We start from the raw sequence: 24,000 nt of genomic DNA on the forward strand, positions 1-24,000 counted from the left end.
CGGATCAGCGGGGGACGGGGACGGACGCCAGGATGCTGCCCAGGACATCGTCCACGCGGACCCCGTCCATCTGGGCATCAGGCTGCAGGGCCACCCGGTGGCGCAGGCACGGCAGCGCCAGTGCTTTGACATCATCGGGGGTGACGAAGCTGCGGCCGGACAGCCACGCCCAGGCACGGGAGGTGTTCAGCAGCGCAGTCGCGCCGCGGGGCGAAACGCCCAGCTGGAACGAGGGCGCCTGCCGCGTTGCGCGCACCAGGTCCACGATGTAGCCGATGATTTCCGGTTCGACGGCAACGGTGGCCACACCCTGCCGTGCCCGTTCGAGGTCCTCAGCGCCGGCAACCGCACGGACACCGGCGGCAGCAAGGTCGCGCGGATTGAAGCCGGCGGCGTGCCGCCGGATCACCTCCACCTCGTCAGTCCGGCCGGGCAGCGGCATTGTGAGCTTGAGCAGGAACCGGTCCAGCTGGGCTTCGGGGAGGGGATAGGTCCCCTCGTACTCCACGGGGTTCTGGGTTGCCGCCACCAGGAAGTTCCCCGGCAGTTGCCGGGACACGCCGTCAACCGAGACCTGCCGCTCCTCCATGGCCTCCAACAGGGAGGCCTGCGTCTTCGGCGGCGTCCGGTTAATTTCGTCGGCCAGCAGGATGTTGGTGAAAACCGGCCCCTCGCGGAAACTGAATTCCGAGGTGTGCGAGTCGTAGACCAGGGAACCGGTGATGTCGCCGGGCATCAGGTCAGGGGTGAACTGTACGCGTTTGGTGTCCAGGCTCAGCGCGGCGGACAGCGCCCGTACCAGGAGTGTTTTGGCCACCCCGGGCACGCCTTCGAGCAGCACATGCCCTTGGGACAGCAGCGCGATCAGGAGTCCCGTGACGGTGGCGTCCTGGCCCACTACGGCTTTGGCTACCTCGTGGCGGACATCCAGCAGGGCCTGCCGGGCGGGATCGGGCGTCCGCGGGGAAGTGTCCATGATCTGCGGGGCGCCATACGGTTCGTTCATCGGGTCCTGACCTCGTTCTCTAGTTTGTCCAGTTCCTGTGACCATTGCACCAGCCTGGCTGCGGTACTGGGGCTTTCCTGGATCAGGCCGCTGATGCCGGTGGCCGGCCGGCCCAGGTGCCGGGCCGCTGCCTGCACCACGTCGTCGGCAGTGGCCTCGGATCCAACCCGAAGGGCGTGTGCCAGACGAACCAGGGTGCCGGCCCGAAGGTTGTCCCGCGCCCGGTCCAGTGCGTGGGAATCCTGATAGAGGCGCGCGCGGCCTTCGGCGGTCTCCACGGCCTTGACCACCACAGGCAGCGGTTCAAAGACGAGCGGGCCCAGGCGGCGCCCCCGCCATACGACGGCGAGCACGGCCACAAAAACCAGCCACGGCCCCAGGAAAGCCACCCAGTCAGGGGCAAGATCATCAAGTGTCTGCGTTGACTCCGCAGCGGCCGCGTCGCCCAGTCCGGGCAGGTACCAGACGAGGTCCCCTGAGCTGCCCAGCGTCCGCAGGGCCAGCGCGGCATGGCCAGGGTCGGCAAGCCCGCCGTTGTTGAGGAGGGCGGTGCTGCCCAGGACGGTCAGGCCGCCGTCGTCCGTGCGGGCAAGCAGCCCGGCGGTGCTTCCCGGCGGGCTGAAGCACACCGTGCCGCCGTCGTACAGGAAGCCGCCGGTTCCGGACACAGCACCGGCCGCGGCGGGATCGCTGAGATCGCAGCCCGGTGCCAGGAGCACCGTTGAATCCGGCACCACTCCCGCCTGGCTGATGCCGGTATCGAGGGCCTTCAGCGTGCCGAGCCGCGGCGTCACCAGCACCACGCGTCCCGCACCTGCCGTCAGTTGTTCCAGCCGGGATTGGTCCAGGAACCCGCTCCGGTCGTACAGGAGCAGGGTGGCACCTGGCCGGTCCGCGAGTGCCGCGGTGGCCGAGTCAAAGGATTCAACATCCTGGACCTCGACTCCGTGGCGGCCCAGTATCTCGCTGACCGCCCTGGCGCCGGCCGGCCCGGCGTTGTGGACGGACAAGGGCAGGGAATCGCCCTTGGACGCGAGTTGGGTGGAAATGAACACCGCCAGTCCAACGGCGGACACCGCGCCGATCGCTGCCCCGCCGCGGTGCCGCCGGAGCCAGGAAGCGGTACCGGACCCGGAATCCGACCCGGAATCCGATTGGAGTGCAGGGGCGAAACCCGGCTGTGCCTCCGGTGCACTCTGCGTCAGAAGGTTGGGCGTCAGGCGATCCAGCGAAGGGTTCTGCGTGGTGGGACCCTGCGTCATCGCGGAACCGCCGGTTCGTCACGTTCAGCGGGCAGGGCCGCGCTCGCCGGCGTGAGCGACTGCAGGGTGACGTCCAGCCTGCGCACGGCGGCATAGTCAGCCTGGTCTGCGTATTCATTGCCGTAGCGGATCCCGTCGAAGGTACGCGCGGTTTCCGTCAGGCGGCCGGCCTCTGACGGAAACGGCGTGGCCAGTTCGTGTGCCACCTCGTCGGCGGTCCGGCCGGGCCGCGCGTCGAGAACCGTTCTGGCCTCGGCCGTGCGCACCAGCGCACGGAAACAGTCCACGACGGCGGCACTCCAGGCGCCGGCCGCGGCTGCGGCTTCCGCACGCTGGCGGTAGGCCGTGGCACTGACTGTTGCATCGGCGTCGAACACGTCTGCGGCACGCTTGGCTTTTGCATTGAGGCGCGGGCGGGCCAGGATGACCGTCGCGCCGATCAGCACGGCGATGGCCACGCCGATCCAAGGCGCAGCGACGGTGCTGTCCGGGCCGGACCCGCCGTCCAGGGACCGCAGCCAATCCAGGATGTCCGCCCAGACGCTGTCCAGCCAGCCGGGGGCCGCGTCACGGTATTCCGGCTTGGCAAGTTCTTCTTCGGCCCAGCGGCGGGCCTCGTCGCGGCCAGGCAGGACCGGTGGTTCAGCGGCCATCGGGCCATGCCCCGAACGGTGGCGTTCCGTTTGGCGGTCCCCCGTAGGGCGGCCGCGGAGTTTGGCCGGGTCCTGCCCTGTAGACCGCGACGCCGCGGCCCGGGACGCCGTCGGGATCCGCGCCCGATTCCAGCAACCGGAGCAGGGCGATATCCAGTCCATCCCGGCGCATCCTGAGGTCAAGGTAGAGCAGCGCCATAACGGATGTCTGGAAAGCGAACCCCACCGCTCCCACCATCGCACCAACGATCGCGGTGGCAACGCCCGCCACCACGGCCGCCGTCGTAGCCTGCTCGGCACCACCATGCGGTGAGACCACGCCGGTGTAAAAGCCGGAGAGAAGAGAGACCGGAATGGTGACGATCTGGGCGATAACCCCCACCATGATGCCCACCACCAACGTGATGCCCAGGAGCCGCCACCAGCTGTTTCGTGTGAGTTCCCAGGAGCGGCGTATGCCGGCCACCGCCCCGAGCTCCTCCACCACCACGGCAGCGGGAGCCACCATGAGCTTGATGAAGACCCACACGTACAGCACAAAGCACACGAGACCCAGCGGGATCAGGATCAGGGCGCCCATTCCACCCACCGTGCTGACCAGCAGCACTGCCAGCGCCGCAAACAGCAGCGCTACGACGAGCCCGGCGCCGACCAGCAGCGCCGCGAGGCGGATCAGTGCCCACGCGCGGGACCGCGCGAGTGCCCACATCTGCCTGAAACCAGTGGGGCGGTTGAGGACGGACCTGGCGACCGGAACCACCATGGCGCCCTGCAGGACCGCCGACAGGAAAACGGTCAGCACCGAGACCAGCACGACGCCGGACGCGAAGGTGAGCACCACCGGCACCAGATCCTGCTCTGTCAGTCCCTCCGCCCAGGTTTCCAGCGACGCCGCCGACGTGGCGGAAAATGCCGTGAGGACTGCCGTCAGCACTGCGGCGAGTGTCTGCGCCAGCAGCGCGGCGCCCAGCATGGCCTTGGCATTGCGCCGGATCGCCTGGAAGGAGCCGTCCAGGATCTCGCCGAACATCAGCGGGCGCAGGGGAACGATGCCGGGTTTGGGCGGGGCCACGTAGCGGGGCTGTTGGAAGGGCGGCGGGCCGCCGTACGGGTTGTGCGGAGGTGTGCCCCAAACCGGCTGACCGCCCCAGGAATGCTGTTCCGGACCTGGCGGGGGACCCCACGGAGGCAGGCTCCCCGGCGGCTGGCTCCTCCCAGCCTCGCCGGCAGGATTCGGCTGCTGCATGTTCGGATCCTGGTTGGGCACCCTGTTCCTTCCCCCGTGCGGGACTGTCCGCGTATTGCCAGCCTATAGTTCCGCCGTCGGAGGTCATAGCGTGGCGCCATGCCGTAAGGCCCGTTGAACAGGACAAACCCTGTTCAATAAGGGAACATATAACTATGAAGGCACGCATTCTGGTAGTTGACGATGACGAAGCGCTGGCCGAAATGATTGGGATTGTTCTGCGCAATGACGGCTTTGAGCCGGTCTTTTGCGCCGACGGCAGCCAGGCGCTGGATATTTTCCGCTCATCGAAGCCTGACCTCGTGCTGCTTGACCTCATGCTTCCCGGCGTGGACGGAATCGAGGTCTGCCGGCAGATCCGTTCCGAATCGGACGTGCCCATCGTGATGCTCACCGCCAAGTCGGATACGTCCGACGTCGTCCGCGGCCTTGAATCGGGCGCAGACGACTACGTGCCCAAGCCTTTCAAACCCGCCGAACTGGTGGCGCGGGTGCGTGCCCGCCTGCGGCCCGGCGACCAGAAGGCGCCTGAAACCCTGCGGATCGCAGACATCACCATCGACGTGGCCGGCCACACCGTGAAGCGTGCCGATGAGCGGATCTCGCTGACGCCCCTGGAGTTTGACCTCCTCGTAGCACTGGCCCGGAAGCCATGGCAGGTGTTCACCCGCGAGCTGCTCCTGGAGCAGGTCTGGGGCTACCGCCATGCGGCGGACACCCGGCTGGTCAACGTTCACGTCCAGCGCCTCCGGTCAAAAATTGAACGGGATCCGGAAGCTCCCGAAGTTGTATTGACGGTTCGTGGTGTCGGCTACAAAGCAGGTTCCTGAGCCCTCAGGACCAGAAGGGCACCGCGCCCCGGACCTTCCCGCTGCGAAGGGCCCGGAGCATACTGATGCGCTGCCGGCGGAGCTGGCAACGCTGCCGTTCCGGGCACGGATCTGGCGGCGCCGCGGAGTCATCGTGGGGCTGCGGGTGGGCCGCCTTGTCCAGATCGGTGTGACCCGTTTCTTCCCTGCGGTCCGTTTTGTCGGGCGGTCCATGCGTCGGCGCTGGCGCCGGTCCCTGCAGTTCCGGACCGTCCTCACCACCCTGCTGCTGGCTGTGACATCCTTTGGTGCCGTGGGCGCCTACCTGTCCAACCAGATCGCCAACAACCTTTTCCAGGAGCGCCTGACTCAGGCGGAATCCGAAACCCGTTACTACGTCAAGCAGGTCCAGGAGACGTTCGACGGCGCCCAGGTCACGGACCAGTCCAGCGTCATCACCCTGGTCTATGACACTCTGAACGCCGTGGAAGGCCGCGGCTCCGTCATCCAGCGCCGCTACGTTTTCGAAGCCAAACCCGAGCAGACCAAGCCCAGGAACCGCTGGGTGGAGTCGCGGGCGTCGGACCAGCTGACCGTCAGCGTCATCCCGCCTGAACTCCGTACGGCAGTCCAGGCATCAGGCAAGGACCAGTACTGGGCATCCACCGTGATTCCGGTAGGTACCGAGGACAGGCCGGGCATCGCCGTGGGCAACCTTGTGACATTCAACGGGACTGTGTATGAGCTGTACCTGATCTATGACGTCAACACGGCTCAGCAGACGCTCGACGAAATCCAGGGTGTCCTCCTGGCCGGCGCCGCGGTGCTGGTGCTGATGATCGGGGCCATCGCCTGGTACGTCACCCGCAACGTGGTCAGCCCGGTCAGCCACGCTGCCCTGGTGTCGGAGAAGCTCGCGGCCGGCCAGTTGCAGGAGCGGATGGTGGTCAAGGGCGAGGACGAGGTGGCACGCCTCGGGGCGTCGTTCAACCACATGGCCGCCAGTCTCCAGGAGCAGATCACCCAACTGGCCATGCTCTCCCAGATGCAGCAGCGCTTTGTTTCCGACGTCTCGCATGAACTCCGCACGCCCCTGACCACCGTCCGGATGGCCGCGGAGGTGTTGTACGACGCCCGCCACGACTTCGACCCCATCAACAAGCGCTCCGCCGAACTCCTGTACAACCAGGTGGAGAGGTTCCAATCCCTGCTGGCCGATCTTCTCGAGATCTCCCGCTTCGACGCCGGCGTGGCCATGCTCGACGCCGAGCCCGAGGACATCCTGCAGGTGATTGCCCACGTCATCGACGGGGCGGCGCCCGTCGCTGCCGAATACGGCTCTGAGATCATCCTCCGGGCGCCCGCCGAGGGAATTGTCGCGGAAATGGACGCCAGGAGGATCGACAGGATCCTGCGGAACCTCATCCTGAATGCTGTGGAGCATGGCGAAGGCAGGCCGGTTATCGTGACTGTGGCGGCCAACCAGTCAGCGGTGGGGGTAGCTGTCCGGGACCAGGGGATCGGCATGACTCCTGCCGAGGCCGCCCGTGTGTTTGACCGGTTCTGGCGTGCGGATCCGGCCCGGGCCCGCACCACCGGAGGCAGCGGCCTGGGCCTGTCCATCGCCATGGAGGACACCAAGCTCCATAATGGCTGGCTGCAGGCATGGGGAAACAAGGGCAGAGGGGCTAACTTCCGGCTGACCATTCCGTTGCGCCAGGGCGAGGAGATCGACCGGTCACCCGTACAACTTGAGCCGGAGGACATCATCCTCCCCGAGCTTCCTCACGCCAAGAACGTGCTGGTCCTGGGACCAGGAACGCCGAAGGAGTCTTCATGATGGGACGAGGAGTGCGCATAATGCTGAAGAGGAGCGTTGTGCTGCTCGTTGTTGTGCTGCTGCTGGCTTCGTGCGCGCGTATTCCCACTGCCGGGCCGGTGGGGAAGAGTGCGGAAGGCAGCGCCGGAAACGTCAATGCACCGGTATTCCTCCCGGCCGCGCCCCAGGCCGGCGCTACTCCGGAAAACATCATTGATTACTTCTACCGTGCCGGTACCGGTTACGAGGGTGACTACGCGGTGGCCCGCGAATACCTGACGCAGGCAGCGTCAGTGTCTTGGAAACCGGACCAGCGCGCACTGGTCTACCGCGAGGCGAAAGTGGTGGGCACCGGCGTCGACAACGTCTACAACTACCAGCTGGACGTGTCCTACAGCGTAGATATTGACGGCATCGCCACCCAGATGCCCGAAGGCACCATCGAGAACATCCCGGCCACGCTCACCCAGGTGGACGGCGAATGGCGGATCTCAGCCATCCCGGACGGAACCGCGATACCGGAGGAAACCTTCAAGGTCATCTACGGGGCCTACCCCATCTACTTCTACGATCCCAGCTTCACATATGCAGTGCCCGACGTCCGCTGGTTCATCAAGAACAAGACCGTCAAAGCCATGACCAGCGCCCTGCTTGCCGGCCCCGCGCCGTACCTTCGCGGTGCCGTGGTGAGCGCCTTCCCGTCCGGCATCAAGCTTGCCCGCGAATCGGTTCCGGTGGTATCAGGAGCCGCGCAGGTGGACCTCACCGCCAAGGAACTCACGGAGGCGTCCACGGAGGACAGGCTCCGGATGCAGACACAGCTTGCACTCACATTCCGCAGCCAGCCCGACGTCGTTAATGTGGAGCTGCACGCCAACCAGGACCTGGTCCGGGTCGAAGACAACGGCTCCGTGCTGCCCCCGGTGCGGGACAAAAACGTGCCGGTCCGCGAGATCGCCGTCAGCGGCAATGAGCTGGTTCGCTACGAGAACAACAGGGTGTCCCCGCTGCCGGGTATGCAGCCTGTGTCCGCGCTCGGGCCGCGCTACCCGGCGGAATCTCCGGTGTCCCAGACCGTGGCTTTCCTTAACGACAGCCGGACGACGCTCTTCAGCATGGTGCCGGGACAGCCGGCCCGGGCGCTGACAACTCGCACCACCATCACGCACCCTTCCTTCAGTCTTCATGACTGGGTGTGGGCCGCAGGGCCGGGAGCCACCGGGGGCACTGAGGTGGTCGCCTACCGGCCCATCGGGGTGGCCGAAGGCGCCGCTGTTCCCACCGTTACCCTCACGCCGTCCTGGCTGGACGGAAGAATTGTCAAGGAGTTGAGGATTTCCCGTGAGGGTGTCCGGGCGCTGGTCATTTCGGAACAGAACGGCAAAACGACGGTGCAGATTGCCGGGATCATCCGGAATGCCGACGGGACTCCCCGGGAACTGACTGCCCCCATCACCCTGGTGGCTTCCGGCGACCCGGACCAGGGCGTCTGGGTGAACGACACCACAGTTGCCGTGATGAAGTCATCGGCAGGCTCGAACGTTACGCCGGAGCTGCTGTCCCTCACCTCCGGGCAACCCCAGCAGCTGGCGCCCTGGCCTGGCCTGGTGTGGCTCAGCGCCGGCAACGGGCTGGAGGAAATCTACGGCCAGTCGGCCGAGGGCATTTTCCAGCGTCTGGGCAACGGCTGGTCGCCCCAGCTCAAGGGTCCCATCGACCCATCATTCCCCGGCTAGCGTGCTGTCCACATAGCGCGGCCTGGGGGTTCCGGGGCCGCGGCCGAGAGGCCACCATGGGGTGTGACCGAAGCTCAGCCCGCACGTCCTCCCGCTCGGCACCTTCCTGTCCTGCGCTCTCCTGCGCGCAGCTCCGAGGGCGGTGCTGCCAGTCGCGCCGAGGACAGTCCTGCCAGAAGTGCTGCAAGCCTGGATCCGGACCTTCTGCCCCCTGCGGTGCACGCCAAACATCGCGGCGGCTACAGTTGCCGTTGGTTGCGGGCCGCCGAACAGATGGGAGCCGCCGCCGCGGAGTTGCTGGCACTTGCCATCCCTGTGGACTGCGTCTGCTGTGGCGCGGAGGACCTGGCCTTGTGCGTCATGTGCGAACGCCAGGTGCGCCTGCTGACCAGTCACCCGTTCCGGGCAGAGGAACAGGCGCCGGCCCTGATGAAGGTCGACGGCGGCCTGATCCTTCCCGTAGTGGCGGCGGGGGTGTACCGCGAGGAGTTGGCACAGGCCGTGCTGTCGTTCAAGAGCCATGGCCAGCTCCAGCTCACGTCTGTCCTGGCGCGGGGTCTGGGGCGGAGCATCGCCGCGGCCGTGGCCGGCGTCGACGGCGTCTGCCTGGTTCCGGTGCCCAGCAGTACGGCGGGCTACGTCAAGAGGGGCTTCAGCCCGGTCCACCTCCTGCTTGCAGAGTTGCGGCGGGGGACCACCCTTCCGGGGGTGCCGGTCGTTGACGTGATCCGGAAATCAGTGCGGCGCGCCGCACTGGAACGGCTGCCTGGAGGCCAAAAGAGACTCGGCCTTGGTGCCCGGGCGAGCCGGGTCAGGGGGTCCCTGAAAGTCCCGGGACGCCAGGGCGCACGAGTGTCCGGCCGCATGTGCATCATTGTCGACGACGTGCTCACCACAGGGGCCACAGTGGCGGAAGCAGCCCGCGCGCTCCACCTCAGCGGCGCCGTGGTGGTGGGGGCTGTGGTCCTCGCAGCGACACGCCCGCCGGATTCAGCTGGCGGCGAATCGCCCGGCCCGGGAGCCGGCGGAAAGCGGCCCGTCTTAGAAAAAAATAAACGAAGAAAGGATGAATAACAGGTGACCATGAACTAACGTCGGTTGTGGGTACCAAGAACAAGTTGTACCTTTCGATGGCGGCTCGGAAAGGGGCTTGACTGTCAATCAGATCGGCCCATGGGAAGTGTCGCCGTCGTGTCACCGAAGTCATTTGGAGGGCACCATGGAGTTTATGATCAGCGGACGAAATCTCACGGTCTCGGACCGATTCCGCGAATATGCCGGTGAAAAGATCTCGAAGATCGAGTCACTTGGCGACAAGGTCCAGCGGGTAGATGCGAAGGTTTCCAAGGAAACGAATGCACGGCAGACCGGCGACCAGCTCACCGTTGAAGTGACGGTTCTGGGCCGGGGACCCGTAATCCGTGCCGAAGCCAGCGCCGCAGACAAATTCGCTGCGTTCGATCTCGCCTACACCAAGCTCCTTGAACGTCTCCGCCGCGCCAAGGACCGCAAAAAGGTCCATCACGGGCGTCACACACCCAAGGCAGTTCGTGAGGCCACCGCGTCACTGGAACCCGCAAGTACCAGCGAGCCCATTTACGTCGAGGCGAGCCATCGCAGCGAACCCCAGGCAGCACCTGTTGAACGATCGCCCTACGAGGTCGAGAACGACATCCCGGCAGGGGACTCTCCTGTACTGATCCGGCGCAAAGTCTTCCCTGCGGCCTCCCTCACCCTTGACGATGCTGTGGACAACATGGAGCTCGTGGGCCACGATTTCTACCTGTTTGTGGATAAAGCCACCAACACGCCCTCGGTGGTCTACCGGCGCCGTGGCTGGACCTACGGAGTGATTACCCTGGACCACGAATGCGAGCCAGGGGAAACGGCCGTCGAAGAAAAAATCCTCGCCTACCGCTCCGATGACGAGGCTGCAAAGATCTAGGTCGCTTTACGCCTCTCAATGAAAGGACTGATGTGCCAGCGACGCTGAGCCTTAACCAGGCACGGCGGATCGCCTTGGCAGCTCAGCGACTCGACAAAGGACGGCCCGCCGGCCCCGTGACCCTACGGACGGTGGGCCGTACCTTTGCCCGGATCCAGCTCGTCCAGATCGATTCCGTCAACGTGTTGTCCCGCAGTCACTTTCTGCCTTTCTTTTCAAGGCTCGGCAACTACGACCGCAACATACTTCAGCGGATGGCCAGCTCGCCTCCCAGACGAATGATGGAGTACTGGGCGCACGAGGCCAGTTTCATCCGGCCCGAGCACTTCCAGGACCTCCGCTTGTGGCAGAAACGCACGTGGGTGGGGGCATCTGACATGGACCCGGAACTGCGCGACGCCGTGGCCGGAAAGATCCTCGGCGCCCTCGCCAAAGGGCGGCCCATGACAGCCGTGGAACTGACGGCGAACATCGGGCATGTGGAGGACCGGCGGGACGACAACTGGGGATGGAACTGGAACGCCGTTAAACGCGTGCTTGAAGACCTGTTCGAGGCCGGCACCATCTCCGCGGCGTCCAGAACCGAACAATTCGAGCGAAAATACACGCTGACGGCCAAGGTACTGCCGCGCCGGCTTGCCCTCGAAGTCACGCCGAACCCTGTTGAGGCCATGCATCGGCTCATCGACGCCGCCGCGCAGGCCCATGGCATCGGAACCGTGAAGTGTTTCGCGGACTACTTCCGAACGCCCGTCAAGGCGGCAGCTGCTTCGGTGGACCATCTGGTCAGCATGGGGAGGCTGGAGCCGGTGGCTGTCGTGGGCTGGGACCGAAAGGTATATGTCCATGCCGCCGCAGCCAGGCCGCGGCGGGCAGATGGGCGGGCCCTGCTCAGCCCCTTTGACTCCCTTGTCTTCGAACGGCGCCGGCTGGAGGAGCTCTTCGGGTTCCACTACCGGATCGAGATTTACACGCCCTCGCACCTCCGGCGCTTCGGGTACTACGTCCTGCCCTTCCTGCTGGGCGAGACGATCGTGGCGCGGGTGGACCTTAAAGCGGACCGTGCGGCAGGAAAACTGATGGTCAGGTCCGCGTACGGTGAGCCGGACGCACCGCCAGGTACCGCCGTCGAACTCGCCGCCGAGCTGGAGCTGATGGCCGGATGGCTGGAGCTGGACGACATTGTGGTCAGCCCGGTCGGCGACTTGGCGGAGTCCCTCACGGGGGCCCTGCACCACCGTGCGGGCCCGCTCCGCTCTCAGGGAACACCGGCCGCGTGGCCTGTGTCTCTCCCGTAGACTAAAAACGCCAGAATTCGGCAGCATAAGACTGGGAGTATCTTCACGTGGCATCACTTATCGAAAAACTTCTCCGCACGGGTGACAAAAAAACCCTGCGGCAACTGCGGAACTATGCCGATTCCATCAATGCGCTCGAAGACTCGTTCAAAACCTTCACGGATGCAGAGCTCCGCGAGGAAACTGACCACCTCCGCGCCCGCCACCAGGACGGCGTGCAGCTGGACGATCTCCTGCCGGAGGCTTTCGCCGCGGTGCGCGAGGCCTCATCCAGGACCCTGGGCATGCGTCACTTTGACGTCCAGCTCATGGGCGGCGCTGCCCTCCACCTCGGCAACATCGCCGAAATGAAGACCGGCGAAGGTAAGACGCTCGTGGCCACCGCGCCCGCCTACCTCAACGCCCTCACCGGCAATGGCGTCCACGTCATCACGGTGAACGACTACCTTGCCGAATACCAGTCTGACCTCATGGGCCGGGTCTACCGGTTCCTTGGCCTGACCAGCGGTTGCATCCTGTCCAACCAGGATCCCGCGGTGCGCCGGCAGCAGTACGCCGCGGACATCACCTACGGCACAAACAACGAGTTCGGTTTTGACTACCTGCGCGACAACATGGCGTGGGACCAGTCAGAACTCGTCCAGCGCGGCCACAACTTCGCCATTGTTGATGAGGTCGACTCCATCCTCATCGACGAAGCCCGCACACCACTCATCATTTCCGGCCCGGCACAGGGCGACACCAACCGGTGGTACAGCGAATTTGCCAAGGTAGTGCAGCGGCTGAAGGCCGGCGAGGACTACGAGGCGGACGAGAAGAAGCGCACCGTCGGCGTCCTTGAAAGCGGCATCGAAAAGGTGGAGGACTACCTGGGCATCCAGAACCTCTACGAATCCGCCAACACTCCGCTCATCGGCTTCCTGAACAACGCCATCAAGGCCAAGGAACTGTTCAAGCGGGACAAGGACTACGTCATCCTCGACGGCGAAGTGCTGATCGTTGACGAACATACTGGCCGTATTCTGGCCGGGCGCCGCTACAACGAGGGCATGCACCAGGCCATCGAGGCCAAGGAAGCCGTGGAGATCAAGGCCGAAAACCAGACGCTGGCCACGGTGACGCTGCAGAACTACTTCCGGATGTACTCCAAGCTGGCAGGCATGACCGGGACGGCCGAGACTGAGGCCGCCGAGTTCATGGGCACGTACAAGCTCGGCGTGGTGGCCATCCCCACCAACCGGGACATGCAGCGCCTCGACCAGTCAGACCTCGTGTTCAAGAACGAAAAGGTGAAGTTCGACGCCGTCGTAAAGGACATCGCCGAGCGTCACGAGGAGGGCCAGCCCATCCTGGTGGGCACCACAAGTGTCGAAAAGAGTGAATACCTCTCCGGGCTGCTCGCCAAGGAGGGCATCAGGCACGAAGTCCTGAACGCCAAGAACCACGCCCGTGAGGCGGCCATCGTTGCGCAGGCCGGACGCAAGAGTGCTGTTACGGTGGCCACCAACATGGCAGGCCGAGGCACGGACATCATGCTGGGCGGCAACGCCGAATTCACCGCGGTGGCCGACCTCGCCAAGCGCGGGCTGGACCCGGAAGAGAATTCCGAAGAGTACGAAACCGCCTGGCCTGCTGCCCTGGAGGCCGCCAATCAGTCCGTGAAGGACGAACATGAGGAAGTCTTGAACCTCGGCGGTCTGTATGTCCTGGGAACTGAGCGTCACGAGTCCCGCCGCATCGACAACCAGCTCCGTGGCCGTTCCGGCCGCCAGGGCGACCCCGGCGAATCACGCTTCTACCTCTCCCTGACCGATGACCTGATGCGGCTCTTCAACTCCGGCGCAGCCGAGCGGTTGATGAACAGTTCCGTTCCGGATGATGTGGCTTTGGAATCGAAACTCGTTTCCCGGGCCATCGCGTCGGCGCAGGGCCAGGTTGAAGGCCGCAACGCCGAGCAGCGCAAGAATGTCCTGAAGTACGACGACGTCCTGAACCGCCAGCGCGAAGCCATCTACGGTGACCGCCGCCGGATCCTCGAAGGTGACGACCTGCACGAGAAGGTCCAGTTCTTCGTCGAGGACACCATCACCGCCCTGATCGACTCCGCCACGGCCGAAGGCAATGGCGACGACTGGGACTACACCCAGCTGTGGACCAACCTCAAAACGCTCTACCCTGTCAGCGTCACAGCGGAAGAGATCATTGAGGAAGCCGGTGGCAAGTCCAAGCTCACTGTTGAATTCCTCAAGGAAGAACTGCTCTCCGATGCCCGCGTGGTCTACCAGACCCGGGAAGAGACCATCGGTTCCGAAAGCATGCGCGAGCTGGAACGCCGCGTGGTGCTGTCAGTCATCGGGCGTAAGTGGCAGGAACACCTCTACGAGATGGACTACCTCAAGGAAGGCATCGGCCTGCGTGCCATGGCACAGCGTGACCCGCTGGTGGAATACCAGCGCGAGGGCTTCACCATGTTCCAGAGCATGATGGAGGCCATCCGCGAGGAAAGCGTCGGTTTCCTCTTCAACCTTGAAGTTGAGGTGACTCCGGCCCAGGATGTGGTGGTTCCGGACGCAGCCGGCGGCCACACCGAGCACGTTGAGCCGCAGATCCACGCCGCCGGCCTGGAAGCGCCGGAGAAGCCTGCCCAGCTGCAGTACACGGCTCCCCGTGAAGACGGCGCATCCGAGACCCGGGTGGAAGCCCGCTCCTCGTCCAAGTCCGGCAACCCGGCCAAAGCTGCAGCGCAGGACGCCACCAAGCGTCCGGCCAAGAAGAAGCGCCGCTGATCCAGTCACGGTTTCCAGGTAAAACCCTGTAGGCCGTAGCCGGACAAAAGAAGTGCCCGGAGCAATTTAGCTCCGGGCACTTCTTCGTCTGTGACCGCTTGGCTGCCGATTGTGGGCAAACGGTTAGCCGACCATAAACTCGGTCACGCGCCAGACCTGCTTGCTGCGTTCAAGGCGGACCGCCACCGCCCGGGCCCGGACATCGTCGACCACCACGGCGCTTGCCTCATAAATGCCCGGGGCGACCTCGCAGGCGCGGACCGAGCGCACGATGGAGTTCCTGTGCAGCCGGGCCAGGGATGGCGAGGCGGACCGGCCCTGTTCGCGGCGGATCAGGGCCGAGCGGTGCTGCAGAACGGCGAGGCAGCGCGGATCCAGGCGCCGCGCGAGCTGGTGGATCGGCCGGATGCCGGCGAGGACTTCCATGGCCGCCTGGACGGTGCTGCGGGTGATTGCCAGGATTTCTGAGGTCTCGTCTGCAGCACGCAGGGGCGCGACCGGCGCGGAAGTGGTGCGCGGAGGTGCCTGGCGGACTGCTTCCGCGCGGCCCGGGTTAACCGGGGCGGAGCGGATTGGCGTAACTGCGTACATGTGATTCCCCTTAGTCGTGAGCTGATGAATGTCGGAACGTGGGTCAGGCCGCGGAGGGTGCTTTCAATATCTGCCCGGGCAGCAGGACGTGCGGGCTCTCGCCGATCTGGGATTTGTTGGCCTCATACCAGCGGGGCCAGTGCAGGGCGACATCCACGTCCGACGCAGCCGGGCCCAAGTGGCCGGAGGCGATGTCCCACAGTGTGTCGCCGGCCAGCACCGTGACCTCACTCAACGCCGGCAGTGTGGTCTGCTCCGCCCGGACGGGCTGGGCAGCCATCAGGCCGGGGTCCAGAACCGGCGGGCTGGGACGCCAGTCGGGCCGGACCGCAGGCGCAGGAGCTTGGCTGGTCTGGTCTCCTGGGTCCCCGGGAGCTGTGCCCTCTGCTTCCGGGATCTGCGGGTGGCCGCTGGTGGGGGACCACTGCGCCTGGATGGCTACGCCGTGGACCGGTACGTCCTGGACGGCCACTTCCTGTGTAGGTACCCAGGCAGGTCCGGCCGGTGGTGCGGCCGCGTGAGCCAGCGGTGCCGACAGCAGTTGCACCGACAGTACGGCCACAGCAAGCCGACGCATAAACTCCGGGCAGCACTTGCCTGTCCTGTCGGCGGCCCGCCGCCTGCCGCACTTTTCAAGCACGGCAGCCGTTGCCGCCACCATCATCGAGAGGATCCACCAGGCCACGATGGCCAGTCCTGCGGCAACGGCCACGGCACCAAGCAAATCATCGAGTTCCGGGCCTTGCCGGCGGGCTGTTGATACTTGCCACCGATCCACCATGCCCCCGCCGGCGATGCAGAGGAAGAATCCCAACAGAAGGATGGACGCCGCCATAACGGCGTCTGCGCGGAGCCCGCGTGCTGTACCTGCCGCCATGGTGGTTCCTATCTTAGGTTTGATGCAGTTTGATGTCATTTGATAAAGATAGGACCAGTTTTACGCAACCGTGCCGGGTTTGTCCAGAGACTGGAGTGAAGTCTTCGATGAATTGACCCCGGATGAAGCCGCGCCCTACGCTTGGCCCCATGCGTTGGGATGCTCTGTTCAGTGACATGGAGGCACAGTTCGCCGAGGGCGAGCGGCTGGGGCTTGATGCCGAGATCTCTGAGCGGGCGAGAGCGGAAACAGCCTCCGTAGCCCTGGCTGACCGCTTGCGCGGTTCCTTGGACAGTCACGTGGCAGTGCACCTGGTGTGTGGACGCGTCTTCGAAGGAACCTTGAGTCATGCCGGCGCCGACGCCCTGGTCCTGAACGAGACGCGTCACCAGGTGCTCATCCCGTATGGCGCAGTGGCGAGCTACGCGGGCTTGGGGCGGGTCTCCGTGGCCGAGACGTCGCAGGTACGGCGCCGGATCGGATTGGCACATGCGCTGCGGGGCCTCGCGCGTGACCGGGCCGAACTGGCCGTCACTCTGCGCCACGCGCCGGAAAGAGGCTCTGGGCTGGCCGGAGTCATTGACAGGGTAGGAAGTGACTTTTTGGACCTGGCACTGGTCACCCCCGGCGAGTCCCGGCGGGCATCGCAGGTCCGGCAGGTTGCCACGATTCCGTTTGCGGCGCTGGGGGCACTCCGGTCATGGAGTGCAGGGGAACTCTAGCGGGGCCTGGGTCAGCCCTGCTTGGCTTTGGCTTCCTGGATCATGCGGCTGGCCTCGGCGTAACGCTCTTCGATGTATTGCTCCAGCATCTTTTCCTCAACGCGCCACTGCCCCCGTCCACCCACCTGGATGGCTTTCAATTCTCCGCTGCGAACCAGGGCATAAGCCGCCGGCGAGTTGATCTGCAGTTGTTCAGCAACATCGGCAAGAGTGAGGAATCTGGGCATGGTTCCATTTTGCCATTGAAGGTGCCATCTAGTGCGGTTATCCACAGTTTGATGTTGTTTAGCCGTTTGACTTTTGTTCCGGGGCCCATGCCGTAACAATGAGGTGTCCGGGCGCAGCCAACCGACTGGGCCGGAGCAAGGGGGAGAAAAGCATGAGTCACGATGCAGCTACTACGGGTGCCAGGTTGAAACCGCCGTCGTGGAAGGATCCCCGCCTGCTGGTTGGCGTATTGCTGGTCCTGGCATCGGTGGTGGGAATGATCTCCCTGGTTGGCAGCGCCGATCAGACCACCGAGGTTTACGCCGCCCGGGACTCCATTGCGGTAGGTGAGAAGCTGACAGCGGACAATGTGGTCCGGGCCAAGGTCCGCCTGGGTGAGACTGAACAACATTACGTCACCGTTGAAGCAGGGCTGCCGGACGGGCTGGTGGCAGTCCAGAGAATCGGGAAGAACCAGTTGGTGCCGAAGGAAAGCCTGGCCACTGTGGATGCGTTGGACCGCAAGCCCGTGGCCGTGACCGTTGATGAAGCACTGCCGCCGCAGGCAGTGGCCGGGACCCGGGTGGATGTCTGGGTTGCCTTGCCGGATGCACGCAACGGTTTCAGTGAGCCAAAGCTCCTGCTGCCTCGCGCGGAAATTGCCCAGGTGACCGCTGGCTCCACGGCCTTGGGGTCCTCCCGCAACACGGTGCTGATGTTGCTGGTTGCCGACAGCCACATGCCGGCCCTCCTCGGCGCGCAGGCGAACCAGGCCAAGATTTCAGTGGTGTGGAACCCGGGCGGCGGGGCCTCATGAGCATCCCCGTGGTCACCGTGGGACAGGCCCGCGAGGATGTGGTGGGCGGGTTGGAGCGGCTGCACGGTCCCGTCACTGTGGTCCGTCGCTGCGCCGAACTGACCGAACTGCTGGCCGCCTGCCAGAGCGGCCTGGCACGGGCTGCGGTTGTGGCCGACGGTTGCGAGAGCCTGACTGCCTCGCTCGTTGACCGGCTCGGTGCCGTGGGCGTGGCGATCGTCGCCCTCACGGATGACGCCGACGAGGCCGCCAGGCTGCGGGGGATCGGCGTGGCGTCCGCACTGACCGGAGTGGAGTCTGCCGCCTTGGCCGGCAGGATTGCCGAAGCGGTTGCCCAGCTGACCGGCACTGCCTCGGTTGCGACGCCCGGGAGCGGGCTGGGGGATAGCAGTGCTGCGCTGCGTCAACGTCCCGCGGATCAGCCGGATGTGCCGCCGGCCTCCGGGGCGGGCAAGATCATTGCCGTGTGGGGTCCCGCCGGTTCGCCGGGCCGGACCTTCGTTGCGGCCAACATCGCGGGGGAGTTGGCTGCGGATGGCAAATCCGTGCTCCTCGTCGACGCCGACAGTTACGGGGCCAGCATGGCGGCAGTCCTGGGCCTGCTGGATGAATCTGCCGGGATCGCACAGGCCTGCCGGCTTGCGGACCAGGGACTGCTCGACGCCGATGCGCTGCTGAAGGTGGCCACCCCTGTCACCACCAAACTTGGTACTTTCCGGGTCCTGACCGGCATTACGCGGGCGGACAGGTGGACGGAATTGCGGGCAGCAGCCCTGTCGCTGGTGTTGGAACGCGCGAAGGAGGTTGCCGACGTCGTGGTTGTGGACACCGGCTTCTGCCTGGAGGCGGACGAGGAACTCAGCTTCGACACGATGGCTCCGCGCCGGAACGCCGCGACACTGCGGAGCCTGGAACTGGCGGACACCGTCTATGCCGTGGGCGCCGCCGATCCGGTGGGGGTTCCCCGGCTTGTCCGCGGCCTCGCGGAGCTCGAGTTGGCAGTACCGCAGGTGTCGCCTGTTGTGGTGATGAACAAGGTCCGGGCGGCGGCGGTGGGGAGATCCCCGGAACGCCAGCTGAAGGATGCGTGGGGGCGGTATGGCCCGTCGTCGCAGATCGCAGCCTTCCTGCCGGCCGACAGCCCCGCAGCCGATGCGGCGCTGCTGGGCGGCTCGCTGCTGCTCGAAACGGCGCCGGATTCCAAGCTCAGGCAGGCGCTCGCCGAATTGGTTTGTGCACCTGTCCAGCGATCTTCCCGATCCTCTGTATTTTCTTCCACACCGAGGCTTTAGCGAAAGGGCTAGGCTCACCGTAGGAGCTGCAACGGTGCAGCATCAAACTTGTGATGGAGGCGTTTGTTGATGTCGTCTGGATCCAGCGTGGAGGATCAAGCCTTGGCTATTGGTGACCGGGAGGGGTTCCTGGCGGATTATTACCAGCATCTTGCCGAAGAGGATGCCCGGACGTATTCCCCGGAGGTGCTGGCCAGCCGGGCGGAAACCCACCGCGGTGTCGCCGCGAACCGGCAGCCGGGCCAGGCTCAGGTTTCCATCGTCAACGAGGAAGACAGCAGCGTCGTCTATGTCGTCACGGACGATATGCCTTTCCTTGTTGACTCGGTCAACGCCGAGCTTGTGCGCCAGAACGCCGCCATCGGACTTGTCCTTCATCCGCTGTTCGTGGTGACCCGGAACCGGGAAACGGGGCAGCTGGTTAAGGTTGATCGGGTCCCGTCCCACATTGGTCTCTCCAGCGGTGATACGGCGGCGATGCCCATGTTGTCGCACCTCATTGCGCAAGGCGAAAACGCCTCCCACATGGAGTCGTGGATCGCCGTGGAAATCAACCGCGTCTCCGACGAGGCAAAGGCGTCGTTGCTGGACGGGCTGGACCGCATTCTGGGAGACGTGCGCGCCGCCGTCGAAGACTGGCCCAAGATGCGAAACAAGGCCCAACAGATTGCCGCGAGTCTGGACCAGGTGTCCCACCCGGCCCAGATTGCCGAACTGCGGCAGGCGCAGGACCTTTTGCGCTGGCTCGACGATGGCAACTTCACTTTCCTCGGATACCGCGAGTACGACCTGGTCACCGTCGACGGTGAAGATGTGCTGGAGCTGCGTGAAGACAGCGGTCTCGGACTGCTCCGGGCGAAGCCGGGCGCTCCGCACATGCAGCACCTCACCGACGCCGGCCGAAAAAAGGCGCGGGAAAAGAAGGCGCTGGTAATCACCAAGGCAAACTCGCGGTCCACGGTCCACCGTCCCGCGTACCTTGACTACATCGGCGTGAAGAGTTTTGACGCCGTAGGCAACGTCAACGGCGAGCGCCGCTTCATCGGCCTGTTCGCGACCAGTGCCTACGCCGGATCCGTCCGGAACATCCCCATCGTGCGCGAAAAAGTGGACGCCGTGCTGGGCAATGCGGGCTTCCCGCCGGACTCCCACTCCGGCAAGGACCTTTTGGGGATCCTGGAGACGTACCCCCGCGACGAACTGTTCCAGATCGAGACCGAGGACCTGGCGGCCACCGCAACCGGCATCCAGAGATTGCAGGAGCGGCGGCGGACCCGCCTGTTCCTCCGGCCGGACATCTACGGCCGTTTTATGTCCGCGTTGGTCTACCTTCCGCGTGACCGGTACACCACCAATGTCCGCCTCCGCATCGAGGAAGAACTGCGGACCACGTTCCAGGCGGAGACCATCGACTACGAGGCGCGGATGACCGAATCGGCCCTCGCCCGCCTGTTCTTCCGGATCCGCCTGCCCAAGGGCGCTGAGATCAGCCACGTTAACGCCGATGAGCTTGAAGCGCGGCTGGTCCGGGCAGCCCGTTCGTGGAGTGAGGGCATCGCTGAAGTCCTGCGGGAACGCGGCGCGGATGAGCAGGCGAAGGAGCTCGCAGCCATCTGGTCGGAGGCTTTTCCGGCCGGCTACCGGGTGGATTACGAAGTCGAAGACGCGCTGGAGGACATCGCCCGTTTCGAGAAATACGGGGCTGAAGCCGAGCGCACAGCCGGTGCAAAGCAGGAACGGCCGGGCGTCCACGTGTACTTGCCCAAGGGTGCCGGTGAAGTCCTCGAAGAGGATGCCCGCGTCAAGCTGTACATGTTGGAGCCCAAGAGTCTGAGCCAGATCCTGCCGTTCTTCCACAATCTTGGACTCGAGGTGCTGGATGAGCGGCCCTTTGAGATCGAGACAGCTGACCAGCGGGACTTCTTCCTCTATGACCTCGGGCTGAAATATCCTGTCGGCATTGATCCGCTGGCCACAGGACAGCTGCTGGCCGACTCGTTCGGTGCCGCCGTATCCGGCGCCGTTGAGTCGGACAGCTTTGACCGGCTGGTTCTGCGTGAGGGGATGCAGTGGCGCCAGATCACGGTCCTGCGGGCCTACGCCCGGTACATGCGGCAAATGGGGAACACCAACTCGGTGGGCTTCATGGCGGACACTCTGCTCGCCAATCCCGAGGTCACCAAGGCCCTGACGGCTCTTTTCGCGGCCCGGTTCGACCCCGCACTGAGTGGGACCGAGCGCCTTGCGGCGCAGGAGAAGGTCCGCGGCGAGCTGTCGGCTGCCATTGACGAGGTGGCAACGCTCGACGCCGATCGTGTGCTGCGGACCTTGGCGAACCTGATCGAGGCGACCCTACGCACCAATTACTACCAGTACAAGACGCACCTGAGCTTCAAGCTCGATCCTGCCGGGATTGAGGGGCTGCCGTTCCCGCGGCCGATGTTCGAAATCTGGGTCTATTCCCCTCGGGTCGAGGGCGTCCACCTCCGCTTCGGCAAGGTGGCCCGGGGCGGCTTGCGCTGGTCTGACCGGCGCGAGGATTTCCGGACGGAGATCCTTGGCCTGGTGAAGGCGCAGACCGTCAAGAACGCGGTCATTGTTCCCACCGGCGCCAAGGGCGGTTTCTTCGCCAAGCGGCTGCCCGACCCCGCCGCGGACCGTGCGGCGTGGATGGCCGAGGGCGTTGAAAGCTACAAGACGTTCATCCGGGGCCTGTTGGACCTCACTGACAACCTGGTCGCCGGAGCTGAGGGCGAAACTGTTGTGCCGCCGTCGGACGTTGTAAGGCACGACGACGACGATTCCTACCTCGTGGTGGCGGCGGACAAGGGGACGGCCACGTTCTCCGACATCGCCAACGGGCTTGCCGCTGAATACGGGTTCTGGCTTGGTGACGCGTTCGCCTCCGGAGGTTCGGTGGGGTATGACCACAAGGCCATGGGCATCACGGCCCGTGGCGCCTGGGAGTCGGTAAAACGCCACTTCAGCGAGCTCGACGTGGACACCCAGACCCAGCCGTTCAGCGTGGTGGGCGTGGGCGACATGTCCGGTGACGTGTTTGGAAACGGCATGCTCCTGTCCCGGCACATCCGGCTGCTGGCGGCCTTCGACCACCGGCACATCTTCCTGGACCCCGCACCGGAAACGGAATCGTCGTTCGTGGAACGGCGGAGGCTGTTTGAACTGCCGCGGTCCTCATGGGATGACTACGACAAATCCCTCATAAGCGAAGGCGGCGGCGTGTACGCCCGCCAGGCCAAATCCATTCCGGTCTCGCGCCAGGTCCGGGCGGCGCTGGGTCTGCCGGAGGCGATCACCGAGCTGAGCCCGCCGGAACTTCTCCGCGCCATTCTGCTCGCCCCCGCCGACCTGCTGTACAACGGCGGGATCGGAACGTACGTCAAGGCCAGCACCGAGTCCAACGCGTCCGTAGGTGACAAGGCCAATGACTCCATCCGCGTGGACGGCCAGGACCTTCGGGTCAAGGTGGTGGGCGAAGGCGGAAACCTGGGCATGACGCAGCGCGGCCGCATCGAAGCCGCCCTGCAAGGCGTCATCCTGAACACCGACGCGATCGACAACTCGGCCGGCGTCGACTGCTCCGACCATGAAGTGAACATCAAGATCTTTGTGGACCGGATGGTGGCTGCGGACAAACTGACCACGGAGGAACGGGCAGGGTTCCTCGCCTCCATGACGGACGAAGTGGGGCGGCTGGTCCTTGAGGACAACGTGGACCAGAACATCCTGCTTCTGAACGACCGGATGCGCGTGGCCGAGTGGAGCCCCAGCTATGAGCGCCTGATGGACTGGCTGGAAAAGTCGGCTGACCTGAAGCGTGACCTTGAAGCGCTGCCCAGCACCGAAACGCTGCGGGAACGCTTAAGCCAGGGCCAGGGGCTGACGTCACCGGAGCTCTCGGTGCTGGCGGCTTACGCGAAGATCGAACTGGCATCGGCACTGCGTGACAGCGACCTCGCCGACGATCCGTGGTTCCGAGCGACGCTGCGAGCGTACTTCCCGCAGCAGCTGCGGGAACGGTTCGACGCCGAACTGGACACCCATCCGCTGCGGCGCGAGATCATTGCCACGGTGGTGGCCAACGACATGATCAACATGGGCGGCATCACCTTCGCCTTCCGCACCATGGAGGAAACCTCGGCCACGGAGGTGGCTGTGGCCAAGTCCTTCGTGGCGCTCCGCGAGATCTTCGACCTGACCACCATGGTGGCGGAGCTGAACAGCCTGCCGGCGTCGTTCCCCACCGAACACTGGAGCACCGTCCACCTGGACATCCGCCGCCTGCTGGACCGCGCCGTCCGGTGGCTGCTGGCCCAGGGCGGCACGTCCCGGCCCATCGCGGAGACCGTGGCCGAATTCAAGCCGCTCCTGGACCCGATGCGCGCGCGGCTGCTGGATTATCTCCGCGGCGATGACCGTGACCGCGTTGACAACTGGCTGGAGACCGCGCGCGGGTGGGACCTTCCGGAGGGGCTTGCCATTAGGTGGGCGGAGCTCTTCGAGAGCTTTGCCCTGCTGGACATCGCCAAGATCGTGCATGCCCGTAAGGAGCCGGTGGAAGAGATTGCGGCGGTTTACTACACCGTGTTCAACCGCTTCCACGCTGACTCGCTGCTGGAACGGATCAGCAGCCTGCCGCGCCAGGACAGGTGGCAGGCGCTGGCCAGGGCCGCACTCAGGGATGACCTTTATTCCACCGTCTCGGACATGACGACGGCGGTACTCGAGTCAACAACGTCCGGGGACTCTGCGGAGGACAGGCTGAAGGACTGGGAACGCCAGAATGCCGAGCAGCTGGGCAGGGCGAAGAGCATGTTTGACGAGGTCAACTCGCTCGAAGCCGACGATATGGCGTCACTGTCGGTAGCATTGAGGCTCTTGAGGTCAATCGTCCGACGCTAGGAATCCCGGCG

18 protein-coding genes are annotated in these 24,000 nt (G+C 65.1%); 11 read left to right on the top strand and 7 right to left on the bottom strand.

The window, feature by feature from the left end; all coding sequences use genetic code 11:
- Positions 1-4: 4 nt before the first annotated feature.
- Genes DAD99_RS15160 through DAD99_RS15175 form a run of 4 tightly spaced genes read right to left on the bottom strand, consistent with a single transcriptional unit; the run spans position 5 to position 3,993 of the window.
- Positions 5-1,006, bottom strand: coding sequence for a MoxR family ATPase (locus DAD99_RS15160; RefSeq protein ID WP_185261035.1), 1,002 nt, complete (start codon positions 1,004-1,006; stop codon positions 5-7).
- Positions 1,003-2,268 carry a DUF4350 domain-containing protein gene (locus DAD99_RS15165; protein WP_227008042.1) on the bottom strand — a complete coding sequence of 422 codons (1,266 nt, stop codon included), beginning with the start codon at positions 2,266-2,268 and terminating at the stop codon, positions 1,003-1,005. The genes DAD99_RS15160 and DAD99_RS15165 overlap by 4 nt, the downstream gene beginning before the upstream one ends.
- Positions 2,265-2,921 (bottom strand): DUF4129 domain-containing protein, encoded by a 657-nt coding sequence (locus DAD99_RS15170; protein ID WP_193342175.1) that lies wholly within the window; start codon positions 2,919-2,921, stop codon positions 2,265-2,267. Before DAD99_RS15170 ends, DAD99_RS15165 begins: the two co-directional genes overlap by 4 nt.
- Positions 2,911-3,993: a hypothetical protein gene (locus DAD99_RS15175; protein ID WP_193342176.1), complete on the bottom strand. Its 1,083-nt coding sequence runs from the start codon at positions 3,991-3,993 to the stop codon at positions 2,911-2,913. The genes DAD99_RS15170 and DAD99_RS15175 overlap by 11 nt, the downstream gene beginning before the upstream one ends.
- A 329-nt stretch (positions 3,994-4,322) precedes the next feature.
- On the opposite strand from DAD99_RS15175, the gene mtrA reads away from it, so the two are divergent.
- The 7 genes from mtrA (at position 4,323) to secA (ending at position 14,560) form a co-directional block, all read left to right on the top strand.
- Positions 4,323-4,997 (top strand): MtrAB system response regulator MtrA, encoded by a 675-nt coding sequence (mtrA, locus tag DAD99_RS15180; protein ID WP_056343773.1) that lies wholly within the window; start codon positions 4,323-4,325, stop codon positions 4,995-4,997.
- The gene (gene mtrB, locus DAD99_RS15185; RefSeq protein ID WP_193342177.1) at positions 4,969-6,816 is read left to right on the top strand and encodes an MtrAB system histidine kinase MtrB; all 1,848 of its coding nucleotides are present in this window, start codon (positions 4,969-4,971) and stop codon (positions 6,814-6,816) included. Before mtrA ends, mtrB begins: the two co-directional genes overlap by 29 nt.
- A 20-nt stretch (positions 6,817-6,836) precedes the next feature.
- Positions 6,837-8,531, top strand: coding sequence for an LpqB family beta-propeller domain-containing protein (locus DAD99_RS15190; RefSeq protein ID WP_193342178.1), 1,695 nt, complete (start codon positions 6,837-6,839; stop codon positions 8,529-8,531).
- A 255-nt stretch (positions 8,532-8,786) separates the two neighbouring features.
- Positions 8,787-9,605 (top strand): ComF family protein, encoded by an 819-nt coding sequence (locus tag DAD99_RS15195; RefSeq protein ID WP_227008043.1) that lies wholly within the window; start codon positions 8,787-8,789, stop codon positions 9,603-9,605.
- A gap of 145 nt (positions 9,606-9,750) precedes the next feature.
- Positions 9,751-10,476 (top strand): ribosome hibernation-promoting factor, HPF/YfiA family, encoded by a 726-nt coding sequence (hpf, locus tag DAD99_RS15200; RefSeq protein ID WP_193342179.1) that lies wholly within the window; start codon positions 9,751-9,753, stop codon positions 10,474-10,476.
- Positions 10,477-10,508: 32 nt separating this feature from the next.
- Positions 10,509-11,774, top strand: a complete 1,266-nt coding sequence (locus tag DAD99_RS15205) for a winged helix-turn-helix domain-containing protein (protein ID WP_193342180.1) — start codon at positions 10,509-10,511, stop codon at positions 11,772-11,774.
- A gap of 47 nt (positions 11,775-11,821) precedes the next feature.
- On the top strand, positions 11,822-14,560 hold the full coding sequence (secA, locus tag DAD99_RS15210; RefSeq protein WP_193342181.1) for a preprotein translocase subunit SecA: 2,739 nt from the start codon (positions 11,822-11,824) through the stop codon (positions 14,558-14,560).
- 123 nt (positions 14,561-14,683) lie between these two features.
- On the opposite strand, the gene DAD99_RS21810 is transcribed toward secA, so the two are convergent.
- Together DAD99_RS21810 and DAD99_RS15220 are read right to left on the bottom strand one after the other, a co-directional pair.
- Complete coding sequence (locus DAD99_RS21810; protein ID WP_227008044.1) at positions 14,684-15,151, bottom strand: Rv3235 family protein; 468 nt, start codon at positions 15,149-15,151, stop codon at positions 14,684-14,686.
- A 43-nt stretch (positions 15,152-15,194) separates the two neighbouring features.
- A complete protein-coding gene (locus tag DAD99_RS15220) occupies positions 15,195-16,028 on the bottom strand; it encodes a LysM peptidoglycan-binding domain-containing protein (protein ID WP_193342182.1) in 834 nt (277 codons plus the stop codon).
- A 149-nt stretch (positions 16,029-16,177) separates the two neighbouring features.
- Between DAD99_RS15220 and DAD99_RS15225 the strand changes: the two genes are divergently transcribed.
- Positions 16,178-16,750: a hypothetical protein gene (locus DAD99_RS15225; RefSeq protein WP_193342183.1), complete on the top strand. Its 573-nt coding sequence runs from the start codon at positions 16,178-16,180 to the stop codon at positions 16,748-16,750.
- Between the two features lie 11 nt (positions 16,751-16,761).
- Here the strand turns inward: DAD99_RS15225 and DAD99_RS15230 are convergent, their stop codons facing one another.
- Entirely contained in the window at positions 16,762-16,977 is a 216-nt protein-coding gene (locus DAD99_RS15230) for a helix-turn-helix domain-containing protein (protein WP_104062208.1), read from the bottom strand.
- 152 nt (positions 16,978-17,129) lie between these two features.
- Here DAD99_RS15230 and DAD99_RS15235 point away from each other — a divergent pair, with 152 nt between their 5' ends.
- The 3 genes from DAD99_RS15235 (at position 17,130) to DAD99_RS15245 (ending at position 23,989) form a co-directional block, all read left to right on the top strand.
- On the top strand, positions 17,130-17,774 hold the full coding sequence (locus DAD99_RS15235; RefSeq protein WP_193342184.1) for a hypothetical protein: 645 nt from the start codon (positions 17,130-17,132) through the stop codon (positions 17,772-17,774).
- On the top strand, positions 17,771-19,066 hold the full coding sequence (locus DAD99_RS15240) for a chromosome partitioning protein (protein WP_193342185.1): 1,296 nt from the start codon (positions 17,771-17,773) through the stop codon (positions 19,064-19,066). The genes DAD99_RS15235 and DAD99_RS15240 overlap by 4 nt, the downstream gene beginning before the upstream one ends.
- A 69-nt stretch (positions 19,067-19,135) precedes the next feature.
- The gene (locus DAD99_RS15245) at positions 19,136-23,989 is read left to right on the top strand and encodes an NAD-glutamate dehydrogenase (RefSeq protein WP_193342186.1); all 4,854 of its coding nucleotides are present in this window, start codon (positions 19,136-19,138) and stop codon (positions 23,987-23,989) included.
- Positions 23,990-24,000: the final 11 nt, after the last annotated feature.

Source organism: Pseudarthrobacter sp. AB1, assembly GCF_014926485.1.
GTDB lineage: Bacteria > Actinomycetota > Actinomycetes > Actinomycetales > Micrococcaceae > Arthrobacter.